Consider the following 13,225-nt stretch of genomic DNA (forward strand, 5'->3'; position numbering starts at 1 on the left):
TTTTTGCAGTTGCTTCTTCAGCCCTACCTTTTAAATATACATTTTGGTACCAGATATAGATACCAATTAATACCACTACTGCACCTGCAATGAATAACAGGCTTTTTGAGTTTTCTTGTACAAAAGAGCCCTTTTTTACAGGGTTGTTGAGTTCTTTTTCTGTTGCGGACATTTTATTTTAAAAAAATTAAGGATTGCAAAAATACATTTTTCGTTCAAAGTATCAACCCCTTTCTTTAGTATTTAATTAAACTTTAATGATTTAACGAAGGTAAACGGTAACTTTGAGGCTATAAACTATGTGGTTAAAAAACATTACCCTATTAAATTTCAAGAATTATACCGATGCTGATCTCCGTTTTTCAAAGACGGTAAATGCCTTTGTGGGCAATAATGGTGCAGGAAAAACCAATTTGCTCGATGCCATACATTATTTATGTTTGTGTAAAGGTTATTTCAATCCGATTGATAGCCAGCAAATCAAATCGGGAGAAGATTTATTTTTAATACAAGGCGATTTTGACCGGAAAGAGAAGAATGAGAAGATCACCTGCGGTGTAAAGAAAAATCAGAAGAAGCAGTTCAAGAGAAATAAAAAGGAATACGAGAAATTGGCCGATCATATCGGTCTTTTTCCAGTGGTGATGATTTCTCCTTATGATGTCAACCTGATCATGGATGGGAGTGAAGAGCGCAGAAAGTTTATGGACAATGTGATCTCTCAAACAGATTCCAGGTATTTGGATGAGTTGATCATATATAACCGTCATTTGCTGAACAGAAATGCACTGCTTAAACAAATTGCCCTTACCCGGAAATATGATCCTGCATTGCTGCAGATTTTTGATGAGCAGCTGGTCGCTTCGGGTAACAAGCTTTTTGAGAAACGTAAAAGTTTCATGGCAGAGTTTATCCCTTTATTTAATAAATATTATAGTTTCATCACTGAAGACCAGGAAGAAGTTCATTTATTGTACCAATCACAGTTAAACGAACATCATTTTGAATCTTTATTGCAGCAGGCTGCAGAGAAAGACAAGGTTCTGGAAAGAACTACTGTGGGTATTCATAAAGATGAACTGGTCTTTACCATCAGAGAGATGGCTTTAAAGAAATTTGGTTCCCAGGGACAGCAAAAGTCTTTTTTGATTGCCCTTAAACTGGCGCAATATGCCTACCTGCAAAAGTACAGGGGATTTAAGCCGTTGCTATTGCTAGATGATATTTTTGATAAACTCGACGATCACCGTATGCGGAAATTGATGGAAATGGTTTCTCATCATGATTTTGGACAAATCTTTATTACGGATACTGGAAAAGAAAGGGTGCTGAATATTTTTAATAGCATTAAAGTTCCCGTAACTTTATTCGATGTAGATAATGGGGCTGTAAGACATGCGTAAACCAAATGATATTACTCTAAAAGAAGGCATTGATAAATTATTGGCTGTCTATAAATTGAAAGGAAAGTTCGATCAGACTTCTGTAGTTGCCTTGTGGCCCGAAATTATGGGTAAAGCAATTGCAAACAGAACTACCCAGATCTATGTGAACAATAAAAAATTATTTGTACGGATTGAGTCCTCGGTCATCAAGAACGATCTTTTAATGGTCAGAACCGGTATAATTCAAAGTATTAATGAACGTACCGGCTCTGAGGTCATCACAGAAATCGTGTTTCTTTAATTCTTTTAGCTCTTTCCGCCGCCGCCAAAGACTTTGGCTATTACCCAAATGATCAGGGCAAGGATAATCACTACGATAATTACACCGGTCCATACGCCGGTTTTAAAAATGCCTTCTATCACAGAGCAACTGCTTAAGGTGGTCGCGAGAAGGGCAACTATTCCAAGAGGAAGATATTTTTTAAGATTCATAAATCATTGTTTTTCTAGATAACAATGATTTATGAAAATGGTTTTAGAAGGGTTATTTGCCGCTGATTTTAAGTAATTCTACTTCGAAGATCAGTGTGCTGTATGGAGGGATATCCTGTCCGGCACCACGTTCTCCGTAGGCCAGGTTATATGGGATGAAAAATTTGTATTTAGCGCCTGGCTGCATCAGTTGTATACCTTCTGTCCATCCTGGAATCACCCGGTTTAAAGGTAAAGCCAACGGCTCATTTCTGTCATAAGAGCTGTCAAACTGTTTGCCGCTCAGTAGAGTGCCTTTATAATGTGCAGTTACGGTATCGGTAGCTGCCGGATGCGTACCACTACCTTCTTTAAGTACGATATACTGGAGTCCGCTGGCTGTAGTTTTTACACCTGCTGTTTTTTTATTGTTCTCCAGGAAGGTTTTTCCTTCTGCGATGATGCCTGCATATTTTTTCTTGCTGGCTCCGGCGAAGAGGTTATTAATGGCTGTTTGGGTTTTTTCATTTGACATCAGGGGCGTTTTGCCGGTAAAGGTATCTTTTAGGCCCTGGATAAAAAGTTCGTAGTTTAAAGCGGTTACACCGTTGTTCTTCAGGTTTGTGGCCATACTGGTTCCAAAGGCATAGCTGGCAGAATCAAGACCGTTTTTGATAGCAGGTGCTTTTACAACGGCTTTTTTTACAGGGTGTTTTTTAGTTTGCGCCATTGCAGTGAACGTCGTTAGAGGAAGCAACAGGGCGATAAAGGCTGTTTTCATTATGTGTTTAAATGTTAAGTGTGTAGCTGTGCTAAGATTTGAAAGCGGAAAGTTATACATTTTTGAAACATAAAGAAAAAGAAGAGAAATAAGCTTTGATGAAACCATCACGAGTTTACACTTACAAAACAATCAACCGAGCTTTAGCGAGCTCTAGAACACAGAAATCAAATAGATGTTAGTGAAAAATAGAAACTCATGATCGCTTCATAACCATTAAAATCAAATTATATTCCAATGAAAAATCAATGTTACTCTTCTGAGACTACGCTTTCTGTGCGCCGCTGCGCGGACTGCTTCGAAAGCTGAGGTCTCTTCTGAGTAACATTGATTTTTTTTCCGGATGCTTAACCGGAGAGTCCGGGCATATAGCAGAGAGAGTTGAGGTACGGTCTGAGGGATGGGCATAAAAAAAGCACCCTTATGAGGTGCTTTTTTTATAAGTTGTTTCGTGTATTGCTTAGAAACGTTCGTCTGCTGTAAAGAAGAAATCACCTTCAATTTGAGCATTCTCATCAGAGTCTGAACCATGCACAGCGTTTGCATCAATTGATTTTGCATATTTCTGACGGATAGTGCCTTCAGCTGCTTCTGCAGGATTAGTTGCGCCGATCAATTTTCTGAAATCTTCAATTGCATTGTCTTTTTCAAGGATCGCAGCAACAATAGGACCTGAAGACATGAATTCAACAAGATCCTTGTAGAAAGGACGCTCTTTGTGAACTTCGTAAAATTTACCTGCAGTCTCAGGAGTCAATTTAGTATACTTTAATGCAATGATTTTGAAACCTGCAGAAGTGATGTCGTTGATGATTGCTCCGATATGTCCGTTAGCAACAGCATCAGGCTTGATCATTGTAAAAGTTCTGTTTGTAGCCATTTTTGTTTTAATTTTTTTGCAAAATTACGTTTTATACTGGTAATATTAAAGCTTGAAATATAAAGGCATTCATTTCTTCATTAAATTGTTAGCTTTGCAACGAAATATATGTTATCTCTTTCAGAACTAAAATCTTTGCTGGCAACGCCGCAGAAAATTGTAATTACGACGCATCATAAGCCAGATGGTGATGCTATGGGTTCGTCCCTGGGTTTATACGCTTATCTTATCCAGAAAGGGCACCACGTTAAAGTAATTACACCGACAGATTATCCATACTTTCTGCACTGGCTTCCTAATAACTCAGATGTTATTATTTATACAGAACAAAAGGAACAATCAGAACTGCATGTAGCAGAAGCCTCTTTGATCTTTTGTCTGGATTTCAATACCCTGAGCAGAATCAATGAACTTGGAGAAGTGATCCGGGGTTCGGAAGCTTATAAGATCATGATCGACCACCACCTGGAACCAGAAGATTTCGACGATTACCGGTGCTGGAACATTAATGCCTGTGCAGCAGCGCAACTGGTGTATGAATTTATTGTGCACGAACTTGAAGATGGCGCATTCATGTCTAAAGACATTGCAACCTGTTTGTATACAGGGATCATGACAGATTCAGGCTCTTTCCGCTTTCCTTCGGCAACCTCGGAAGTGTACAGAATAGGCGCAGATCTGATTGATGCAGGAGCGGAACACTGGAGAATTCACCAGTTGGTATACGATAATGCTACTGAAAACCGTTTACGCTTTTTAGGACATTGCTTAACCAACAAACTGGAGATTTTAAGAGAGTTCAACACCGCTATCATTACAGTTACAGCTGAAGAACTTAAAAAATATAATATCGTTACCGGAGATACCGAAGGGATTGTAAACTACGCATTGTCTGTAAACGGCATCAGGCTGGCTGCTTTCATTATTGAAAGGACCGACCGGGTTAAACTTTCTTTACGTTCTACCGGAGATTTTCCTGCCAATGAGATCTGTAAAAAGTATTTCAACGGTGGTGGACATAGAAATGCAGCTGGCGGTGCTTCTGATGAGAGTTTAACAGATACTGTAGAAAAGTTTAAATCTATATTGACGGAGTATAAAACGCAGCTATTGCAATAAAAGAAACGGCGAAGCCCTCTTGAGAACCGCTGAATTTAAAAATAAATAAACGAAAAAAAATAAAACGACAAAAAACGCAATGAAAAAAACTTTAGTACTTCTTTTTGCAGCTACGCTTGGTTTAGCTGCTTGTAATAACTACAAAAAAGGACCGGGTGGTTTAATGTACATGATACATAAATCAGAAGGAAAAGAAAAAATCAAAGAAGGTGATATCATTAAATTGAACTTTATTCAAAAAAATGAAAAAGATTCAGTGATGGCGAATACCTATGACCTTGAGCAACCTCAAATCTTCCCTGTAGGTAAAAAACAATATGCAGGTGATATGAATGATGTATTGTATCTTTTTGGTGAAGGTGACAGCGCTACTTTCAAATTGGATTTAGATACGATGGCTAAACATTCAGGTCAGCCAAAACCAGCTAACCTGAAAAACGATAAATACCTGGTATTTACTGTTAAAATTGAGAAAGTATTACATAAAGATCCAAAAGAAGCAGATTCTACTTTCCAGAACAAAGCCAAAGATTTCTTCCAGAAAGATTACCAGGCAACAGTTGCAAAACACAAAGCATCTGAAGAAGGAAAAATCAAAAAATTTATTGCAGACAATAACCTGAAAGTACAAACTACGGCTTCTGGTTTGCAATATGTGATCACCACTCCTGGAAGCGCACAAAAACCAGTAGTTGGAGATACCATCATGGTGAACTATACAGGTAAACTGACCACCAAAAAATCAAACGGAAAAGATAACGTATTTGATACCAGCGATGCAAAAATTGCTAAAGAAACCGGTAAATTTAACCCAATGGCTCAGTATGGTCCACGTGCATTTGCATTAGGAAGAGCAATCCCTGGTTTTGACGAAGGCTTGCAACTGATCGGTAAAGGTGGTAAAGCCACTTTCATTATCCCTTCTAAATTAGCTTATGGCGAGAATGGTATGCCTCAGGGTGGTATCAGTCCTTATACTCCATTGGTATTTGAAGTAGAATTGACAGACATTAAAAAACCTTCAGCGGTTACTGTACCAGTTCCACCAGCACCAGTAAACCCAGCTGCTGCTACACCAGCTCCAGTTAAAAAATAATCAGGCTATCGCCTTCGGGCCATAACCCATAGCCCTGTCTATTGTATAGACAGGGCTTTTTTATTTTGTATCTTTGCCCCATGCTTTTAACCGATACCCATACCCATCTTTATTACGAAAGAGATCCGCAGAAGCAAAGCGAACTCTTGCAGCGCTGCTTTGATCAGGGCATACAACGCCTGTTCCTGCCCAATGTAGATGTTGCTTCCATTGCGATGATCAACGAACTGGTAGAGCGTTACCCGGAAAATTGTTTTGCTATGGCCGGGCTTCATCCCTGTGATGTAAAGGAGGATTTTGAAACGGTACTGGAAGAGATCTATACAAGTATGGCTGGCCGGAAGATCTATGCCATAGGAGAAATCGGTATTGACCTCTACTGGGATAAGACCACACTGGGTATCCAGCAAAAAGCTTTTAAAGAACAGATCAAATGGGCAAAAGCATTGGACCTACCTATCGTTATCCATTGCAGGGAAGCTTTTGATGAAGTTTTTGAAGTGCTGGAAGCTGAAAAAGACGATAAGCTCCGTGGAATTCTGCACTGTTTCACAGGAAATCTGGATCAGGCGCTCAAGGCCATTGAACTTGGTTTTTACCTGGGGATAGGCGGCGTAGTGACTTATAAGAAAGCCGGCTTGGATGAAGTACTTAAATATGTTCCCCTCGAACATGTCGTTCTGGAAACCGACTCACCTTACCTTGCCCCGGTGCCATTCAGAGGCAAGCCAAATGAGAGTAGCTACCTGGTCTATGTGGCTAGAAAAGTGGCAGAAATTTATGGTATTTCTGTTGATGAAATAGCTGATATTACTACACTTAATTCCAGAAAGATTTTTTTAGTTTAGCAGTCAATGACTAAACTACTTATTATTTATACCGGCGGAACTATTGGCATGGTCAATAATCCGCAGACTGGTGCGCTTATACCTTTTGATTTTGAGCAGATCCAGCAAAATGTTCCCGAAATGGTACGCCTAAACTACCAGCTCGATGTGCATTCTTTTGATCCGATTCTGGATTCCTCCAACATGCATCCGGACATCTGGGCTAAACTGGCCCGGATCATTGAGAACAAGTACACTCAGTACGATGGTTTTGTAATCCTTCATGGTTCAGACACGATGGCCTTTACCGCATCGGCCCTGAGTTTTATGCTGGAGAACCTTGCCAAACCCGTTGTACTAACGGGATCTCAGCTGCCTATCGGAGAGATCAGAACCGATGCCAAGGAAAACCTCATCACCGCCCTTGAAATTGCGGCCACCAAAAAACAAGGCAGAGCCATGGTACCTGAAGTTTGCATCTATTTCGACTACCAGCTATTGAGGGGTAACCGGGCCATCAAATACAACTCCGAAAAATTTGAGGCCTTCCGGACACCTAATTATCCAAAACTTGCAGAGGCAGGCGTGCATTTAACCTTCTATAAGAACTATATTCAGCAGCAACCGAAGGAAGCCTTTAAGGTTCATGCAGATTTTAACGCCAATATCGGGGTCATTAAATTATATCCGGGTATTACCCCACAGGCGGTGCAGGCGGTAACCCGTTCTTCAGTCAATGCCATTGTACTGGAAACTTTTGGCTCAGGAAATACCACTACAGCCCAATGGTTTATTGATAGCCTGCAGGAAGCTGTAGATGCGGGGAAGATCATCGTAGACATCACCCAGTGCCAGGTAGGTTCAGTAGAACTGGGTAAATACGAGACCAGTAAAAAGCTGCAGCAAATGGGCGTGGTTAGTGGTTATGACATGACCTTTGAAGCTGCAGTGACCAAATTGATGTACCTGATGGGCCTCGGTTTAACAATGACAGAAATCACCAAACTCATGGAGCAATCCCTTCGCGGAGAGCTTACTGTATAAGTAAAACTTCTGTAAATTCGTTTCAGAAGACAGTGTTCCTGAATAATAAGCCGTATTTTTATGGCTTATTATTCAGATGCTATGAAGATAGAGCAAATTTATACCGGATGTCTGGCAGAGGCCGCCTATTATATTGAAAGTAATGGAGAAGCCGCGATCATTGATCCCCTCAGAGAGGTAGAATCTTACCTGAAAAAGGCAAAAAAGGATGGCGCGGTCATCAAGTATATCTTCGAAACTCATTTTCATGCAGATTTTGTTTCCGGCCATATTGACCTGGCCGAAAAATCGGGGGCAACGATAATTTATGGCCCCACTGCCAAAACTTCTTTCCCGGCACATATTGCTGCTGATGGAGAAGAGTTCAGAATAGGCGAACTCACGATACAAACCCTGCATACTCCGGGCCATACCCCAGAATCAACCACCTATCTGCTCAAAGATAAAACAGGAAAACCCTATTGTATATTTTCCGGAGATACCTTGTTCATTGGTGATGTAGGCCGTCCAGACCTGGCACAGCAAGGCGATATGACTATGGAAGATATGGCAGGTACTTTATACGATTCCCTGCACAGTAAAATCCTGAATCTTCCCGATGAAGTGCTGGTATACCCGGCTCACGGAGCGGGTTCTGCCTGTGGTAAGAACATGAGCAAGGAAACTTTTGATACCTTGGGTCATCAAAAAGAAGTCAATTACGCTTTAAAAGCCACAAGCAGGGAACAATTCATCAAAGAAGTCACAGACGGCATTTTGCCACCTCCACACTACTTCGCAAAAAACGCTTCCATGAACAAGCATGGATACGAAAGCGTAGACCAGGTTTTTGAGAAAGGCTTAAATCCCCTCAGTCCGCAAGCATTTGAAGCGTTGGCCAATCAGACCGGAGCCTTATTGCTTGACACCAGGGATCCGCAGGTTTTTGCCAAAGGATTTATCCCCTCCTCTGTAAATATTGGCTTAAACGGCCAGTTTGCCCCATGGGTAGGTGCCCTGATCACGGACTTGAAGCAGCCTTTATTGCTCATCGTAGAAGAAGGAAAAGAAGAAGAAGCCCTGACCCGTCTGGCCAGGGTAGGTTACGACAATACTATTGGCTATCTTCAAGGTGGTATTGGAGCCTGGGCAGCAGCCGGTAAAGATACCGATACCATTACCTCCATTTCGGCCCAAGCCTTCGAAGATATTCTGACCCAACAACCTGATATCCATGCACTGGATGTTCGCAAACCAGGAGAGTACGAAGCAGAGCACCTGGAGTCCACTTTGACCCGGCCATTAGATTATATCAATGAATGGACCAGTGAAATGCGTCCGGACGAAACTTATTATATCCACTGTGCAGGTGGTTACCGCTCCATGATCGCAGCCTCTATTTTAAAAGCCAGAGGAATAGATCAGGTGATCGATATTGCAGGCGGCTATGGTGCCATTAAAGCAACCGGATTAAAAAGAACAGATTTTTCCTGCCCATCCAAAGCCATGAAAGCTTAAACCTTTAAAAGCTTATGAACACATTTGATGTACTGATCATTGGTGCCGGTCCCATTGGAATGGCTTGCGCCATTGAAGCCCAAAAAGCCGGCCTCAGTTATGTAGTCGTGGAGAAAGGTGCCCTGGTCAACAGTTTATATAATTATCCGGTATTCATGACCTTTTTCTCTACCTCGCAACGTCTGGAAATCGGAGGCGTGCCCTTTGTGAGCATCAATCCTAAACCTAACCGAAACGAGGCGGTAGAATACTATCGTCGGGTAGCTGAAAAATTCAGTTTAAATATCCGGCTTTTTGAAGAAGTGAAAACTGTTTCCAAACAGACCGATGGTTATTTTGATACCGAAACTTCCAAAGGCAGCTACCGCACAAAATATGTGGTGATTGCTACCGGGTTTTACGATGTGCCAGTGATGATGAACATTCCGGGAGAAGACTTGCCAAAAGTAACCCATTACTATAAAGATCCTCATTTATATGCTTTCCAGAATGTTGTTGTCGTGGGAGCGAACAACTCGGCTATTGATGCAGCCCTGGAAACCTATCGGAAAGGGGCCAAAGTAAGCCTGGTGATCCGGAATAACGAGATCGGCTCTTATGTGAAATATTGGGTTCGCCCGGATATTGAAAACCGGATTAAAGAAGGGGAAATTAAAGCCTATTACCATGCTGAGCTGCTGTCAATTGCACCAGAGTCTGTGCAAATCCGTACTGAAGAAGGAGTTTTAGAAATCGAAAATGACTTTGTGATTGCCATGACCGGTTATAAACCCGACTTCGGCATGTTAAAGCGTTTTGGTATCCAGTTGGAAGACGATAAAGGAGGTGTTCCGGCCTATGATGCTGATACCATGGAAACTAACCTTTCGGGATTATACCTGGCAGGGGTGGTTTGCGGAGGAAAAGATACTCATAAATGGTTCATCGAAAACTCAAGAGTACATGCAGAGCAGATTTTTGCCCATATTAAAGGAATTTAATTTATGTTTGTGGACAACATTTTTGAACCTGCATGCCGGGAATAGATCAGATTAAAGAACCCATAGCTGCCGATATTACGGTTTTTGAGGAGAAGTTTAAAGCTTCTATGCATAGTGATGCTCCGTTACTGGACCGTATAACGCATTATATCGTTAAAAGGAAAGGGAAACAGATCCGTCCAATGTTCGTTTTCTTTGCTGCCAAATTGTGCGGAGGCATTGTAGAATCCACCCATCGTGGCGCTGCACTGGTGGAGCTTCTGCATACAGCCACTCTGGTACATGATGATGTGGTAGACAACGCTTATGAGAGAAGAGGCTTCTTCTCCATTAATGCCTTGTGGAAAAATAAAATTGCCGTATTGGTCGGCGATTATCTCCTGGCCAAAGGGCTCCTGCTCTCGGTCAATAACAATGAATTCCGCTTACTTCAAATCGTTTCAGAAGCTGTAAAGCAAATGAGCGAAGGTGAACTGCTCCAGATTGAAAAAGTGCGCCGCATGGACATCAGTGAGGCCTTATACTTTGACGTGATCCGTCAGAAAACAGCCTCTTTAATTGCTTCCTGCTGTGCCTGTGGTGCTGCATCTGCCGGTGCCAGTGATGAAGTAATTGAAAAAATGCGTCTTTTTGGCGAAAAGGTGGGCATTGCCTTTCAGATCAAAGATGATACTTTTGATTTTGGAACCGATGACGTAGGCAAACCTATAGGTATAGACATTAAAGAAAAGAAAGTTACCCTCCCGCTAATTTATGCGCTGAACCGTTCAGACAAAGCAGAGAAGAAACGCATCATCAACCTGGTTAAAAATCATCAGGACGATCCGGTAAAGATCCAGGAGATCATTGATTTTGTGAACGGAAAAGAAGGAGTTCGCTATGCCAATGAAAAAATGGAAGAATACCAGAAGGAAGCTTTTGATATTCTGCACGGTTTTGAGCCTGGCGATGCCAGAACAGGCCTGGAGCAACTGGTCCGTTATACTACGGAGCGTAAAAAATAATTTTTTGCCCCATTCAGTCTTCGCCAGAAATCTTAATTTATAAAAATTTGATCTATGAAATATTTGTTTAGCTTATTGCTCTTATGCAGTTGTATCCCTGTTTTTGCGCAGGATCATTTTTTCAGTACTTTTTCTGCCATCAATGCCGAAGTTCAAAGTCATTCTAAGGCCTATTCTAATCTTAAAGAAGCTACTGAAACCATCGGACACCGTTTAACCGGTTCGGCCAATGGGGCAAAAGCAGAAGCGTATGCTTATAGCCTGCTAAAATCTTACGGATATGAAGTGAAGTATCAGCCTTTTGAAGTAGAAAGCTGGAGTAGGATCAGTAACGAAACAACCATAGGAAGCAGTCCTGATCAATTACAAAAGATATCTTCTGTTGCCCTGGCACACTCTCCGGTCAAAGCCGATGTAAAAGCAGAACTGGTGGATATGGGCAATGGACTGGAAGCCGATTATCAGCAGACGGCAGATAAAGTTAAAGGAAAAATTGCCCTGGTCTATCTTGGCGTTCTTCCAGGATCTCCTGCCGGAACACCCTCCCTGCACCGCTCAGAAAAAACCGCTATTGCGATCAAATATGGTGCGGTTGGAATTATGATGATCAATACGGTTAAAAATAATGTGCTTTTAACCGGTACCGCTTCTGTTACCGGGAAGCTGATTCCGATTCCTGCGGTTTGTATTGGCCTGGAGGATGGGATGAAAGTAAAAGAAAGCCTGAAAATACAAGCTCGTTTTGCCCGTTTAAACATGACCAATTTCTCTGGCATGATCAAAGCCCGCAATGTGGTAGCCAGTTTAAAAGGAAGTAGTTTGCCGGCAGAAAAGATTGTTGTGGGTGGACACCTGGACAGCTGGGACCTGGCCACAGGTGCTATTGATAATGGTATCGGTTCTTTTGCTGTGATTGACATGGCGCGCACATTTAAAGCACTCAAGTTGAAAACCAAACGGACTGTGGAGTTTGTGTTGTTTATGGGAGAAGAGGAGGGACTTTTGGGTTCTAAAGCGTATATTGCTGATGCCTTGAAATCCAATACACTGGGTCAGCTGAGATTTATGCTGAACTATGACATGACCAACGACCCCAAAGGCTTTTTGAGCAGCAGAAAGGAAATGAAAGACCTGTTCACCTCATGGGGAAGCGATATTAATAAACTGGATACTGGCTTTAGGAACGGGTTCCTTAAGGAAGCCGGATTGCATAGTGATCATGAACCTTTTATGCTGATGGGTATTCCTGTAGGCGGCGGCTTTGGTGGCGAATTGCCCAACCAATCCGGACAGTTTTATCATTCAAATGGGGATGTATTCAGCCTGGTGGATGAACAGGGATTAAAAAATACCGTGCGCTACAGTGCAATGCTCGCTTACGCACTGGCCAATACACCGGAAATCCCGGTTACCCGTCAATCTGATGTGGCACTGAAAGCTTTCTTAAAGGAGAATAATCTCGAACTTCCGCTGAAGATTGCCGGCGAGTGGAAGTGGAAAGACTAAGCCAGAGGACGAGGTTAAATAGGACGTTTTACGAACTATTTAACCTCAATTTCGCCCAGATATTGATTGGTGGAACTGATCTGAAATTGATTCGAGAAAAAACTGATATAGCAATGTACACTATGCCCGCTGAATTTTTTGGGAAGGACAATGCGAACAAGCTCTTCTTCCCGGCTACCAGCCTCCAAAAGTGTGGAGAATTGCATTTCTACCGGATCATATACGACCAGCGTAACCAAATCATCTGCTGCACTCATCGGTGAAAAATTACTGTTGATCCAGCTGAAATCTAAAGCGTTGCTGACTGTAGAAGTAGCCTCTGGCAGGGACGCCCCCTGAAGATCTCCTTTACTGAACAATAAATTTGGAAAGTTTATCCTGAGGTCAGGACTCGTTCCTGTAATGGCATGTTTGAGGTTATAGGAAAGCGCTCCATTCATGGGCATTGCCTGCGTAAAATTTTGGAAACTGCGTTTGATAATCTCGTCAGTACCCAGCAAAAAGCCTCTGAGTAAGACCATTTTTGTGCGTTGCCCCAACTGTGAAATCGAAGCGCTCTTATTGCTGGCTCTTGGTAGGCTTCGCATATAGTCTATTCCATGCCAGCTTGCACCAACCACTGCGCCCACCTTTCC

The 13,225-nt window shown here is 42.0% G+C and carries 14 protein-coding genes; 10 read left to right on the forward strand and 4 right to left on the reverse strand.

All coding sequences use genetic code 11. The annotated features are described in order from the left end of the window. Window positions 1–299: 299 nt before the first annotated feature. Together DBR11_RS13330 and DBR11_RS13335 are read left to right on the forward strand one after the other, a co-directional pair. Window positions 300–1,403, forward strand: a complete 1,104-nt coding sequence (locus DBR11_RS13330; protein ID WP_108553163.1) for a DNA replication/repair protein RecF — start codon at window positions 300–302, stop codon at window positions 1,401–1,403. Next, window positions 1,396–1,686, forward strand: a complete 291-nt coding sequence (locus DBR11_RS13335; protein ID WP_108553164.1) for a DUF721 domain-containing protein — start codon at window positions 1,396–1,398, stop codon at window positions 1,684–1,686. The genes DBR11_RS13330 and DBR11_RS13335 overlap by 8 nt, the downstream gene beginning before the upstream one ends. Before the next feature lie 5 nt (window positions 1,687–1,691). Here the strand turns inward: DBR11_RS13335 and DBR11_RS13340 are convergent, their stop codons facing one another. The 3 genes from DBR11_RS13340 to DBR11_RS13350 all read right to left on the reverse strand — a co-directional run bounded on the left by DBR11_RS13340 (window position 1,692) and on the right by DBR11_RS13350 (window position 3,517). After that, on the reverse strand, window positions 1,692–1,877 hold the full coding sequence (locus DBR11_RS13340; protein WP_108553165.1) for a hypothetical protein: 186 nt from the start codon (window positions 1,875–1,877) through the stop codon (window positions 1,692–1,694). 52 nt (window positions 1,878–1,929) lie between these two features. Next, window positions 1,930–2,637 carry an FKBP-type peptidyl-prolyl cis-trans isomerase gene (locus DBR11_RS13345; RefSeq protein ID WP_199233836.1) on the reverse strand — a complete coding sequence of 236 codons (708 nt, stop codon included), beginning with the start codon at window positions 2,635–2,637 and terminating at the stop codon, window positions 1,930–1,932. A gap of 460 nt (window positions 2,638–3,097) precedes the next feature. After that, window positions 3,098–3,517 carry a nucleoside-diphosphate kinase gene (locus DBR11_RS13350; protein ID WP_108553167.1) on the reverse strand — a complete coding sequence of 140 codons (420 nt, stop codon included), beginning with the start codon at window positions 3,515–3,517 and terminating at the stop codon, window positions 3,098–3,100. A 108-nt stretch (window positions 3,518–3,625) separates the two neighbouring features. On the opposite strand from DBR11_RS13350, the gene DBR11_RS13355 reads away from it, so the two are divergent. From DBR11_RS13355 to DBR11_RS13390, 8 genes are all read left to right on the forward strand, one after another. After that, window positions 3,626–4,636, forward strand: coding sequence for a bifunctional oligoribonuclease/PAP phosphatase NrnA (locus tag DBR11_RS13355; protein ID WP_108553168.1), 1,011 nt, complete (start codon window positions 3,626–3,628; stop codon window positions 4,634–4,636). Between the two features lie 79 nt (window positions 4,637–4,715). Further along, window positions 4,716–5,732: an FKBP-type peptidyl-prolyl cis-trans isomerase gene (locus DBR11_RS13360; RefSeq protein WP_108553169.1), complete on the forward strand. Its 1,017-nt coding sequence runs from the start codon at window positions 4,716–4,718 to the stop codon at window positions 5,730–5,732. 80 nt (window positions 5,733–5,812) lie between these two features. Beyond that, window positions 5,813–6,580, forward strand: a complete 768-nt coding sequence (locus tag DBR11_RS13365) for a TatD family hydrolase (RefSeq protein WP_108553170.1) — start codon at window positions 5,813–5,815, stop codon at window positions 6,578–6,580. A gap of 6 nt (window positions 6,581–6,586) precedes the next feature. After that, window positions 6,587–7,603 carry an asparaginase gene (locus DBR11_RS13370; protein WP_108553171.1) on the forward strand — a complete coding sequence of 339 codons (1,017 nt, stop codon included), beginning with the start codon at window positions 6,587–6,589 and terminating at the stop codon, window positions 7,601–7,603. Between the two features lie 60 nt (window positions 7,604–7,663). Continuing rightward, window positions 7,664–9,100 carry a rhodanese-like domain-containing protein gene (locus DBR11_RS13375; protein WP_233260748.1) on the forward strand — a complete coding sequence of 479 codons (1,437 nt, stop codon included), beginning with the start codon at window positions 7,664–7,666 and terminating at the stop codon, window positions 9,098–9,100. A gap of 14 nt (window positions 9,101–9,114) precedes the next feature. Beyond that, entirely contained in the window at window positions 9,115–10,080 is a 966-nt protein-coding gene (locus tag DBR11_RS13380) for a YpdA family putative bacillithiol disulfide reductase (protein WP_108553172.1), read from the forward strand. Window positions 10,081–10,112: 32 nt separating this feature from the next. Next, window positions 10,113–11,084, forward strand: a complete 972-nt coding sequence (locus DBR11_RS13385; RefSeq protein ID WP_108553173.1) for a polyprenyl synthetase family protein — start codon at window positions 10,113–10,115, stop codon at window positions 11,082–11,084. Window positions 11,085–11,138: 54 nt separating this feature from the next. Next, window positions 11,139–12,590 carry a M28 family peptidase gene (locus DBR11_RS13390; protein WP_108553174.1) on the forward strand — a complete coding sequence of 484 codons (1,452 nt, stop codon included), beginning with the start codon at window positions 11,139–11,141 and terminating at the stop codon, window positions 12,588–12,590. A gap of 35 nt (window positions 12,591–12,625) precedes the next feature. Here DBR11_RS13390 and DBR11_RS29600 read toward each other — a convergent pair. After that, on the reverse strand, window positions 12,626–13,225 hold a 600-nt coding region (locus DBR11_RS29600), incomplete at its 5' end, for a DUF6266 family protein (RefSeq protein ID WP_108553175.1).

This window comes from Pedobacter sp. HMWF019 (assembly GCF_003061025.1).
GTDB lineage: Bacteria > Bacteroidota > Bacteroidia > Sphingobacteriales > Sphingobacteriaceae > Pedobacter.

Coding starts and splice junctions, on each gene's coding strand:
- DBR11_RS13355 (WP_108553168.1), top strand. CDS start 3,626: ATGTTATCTCTTTCAGAACTAAAATCTTTGCTGGCAACGCCGCAGAAA.
- DBR11_RS13330 (WP_108553163.1), top strand. CDS start 300: ATGTGGTTAAAAAACATTACCCTATTAAATTTCAAGAATTATACCGAT.
- DBR11_RS13350 (WP_108553167.1), bottom strand. CDS start 3,517: ATGGCTACAAACAGAACTTTTACAATGATCAAGCCTGATGCTGTTGCT.
- DBR11_RS13375 (WP_233260748.1), top strand. CDS start 7,664: ATGGCTTATTATTCAGATGCTATGAAGATAGAGCAAATTTATACCGGA.
- DBR11_RS13345 (WP_199233836.1), bottom strand. CDS start 2,637: ATGAAAACAGCCTTTATCGCCCTGTTGCTTCCTCTAACGACGTTCACT.
- DBR11_RS13385 (WP_108553173.1), top strand. CDS start 10,113: ATGCCGGGAATAGATCAGATTAAAGAACCCATAGCTGCCGATATTACG.
- DBR11_RS13365 (WP_108553170.1), top strand. CDS start 5,813: ATGCTTTTAACCGATACCCATACCCATCTTTATTACGAAAGAGATCCG.
- DBR11_RS13390 (WP_108553174.1), top strand. CDS start 11,139: ATGAAATATTTGTTTAGCTTATTGCTCTTATGCAGTTGTATCCCTGTT.
- DBR11_RS13340 (WP_108553165.1), bottom strand. CDS start 1,877: ATGAATCTTAAAAAATATCTTCCTCTTGGAATAGTTGCCCTTCTCGCG.
- DBR11_RS13360 (WP_108553169.1), top strand. CDS start 4,716: ATGAAAAAAACTTTAGTACTTCTTTTTGCAGCTACGCTTGGTTTAGCT.
- DBR11_RS13335 (WP_108553164.1), top strand. CDS start 1,396: ATGCGTAAACCAAATGATATTACTCTAAAAGAAGGCATTGATAAATTA.
- DBR11_RS13380 (WP_108553172.1), top strand. CDS start 9,115: ATGAACACATTTGATGTACTGATCATTGGTGCCGGTCCCATTGGAATG.
- DBR11_RS13370 (WP_108553171.1), top strand. CDS start 6,587: ATGACTAAACTACTTATTATTTATACCGGCGGAACTATTGGCATGGTC.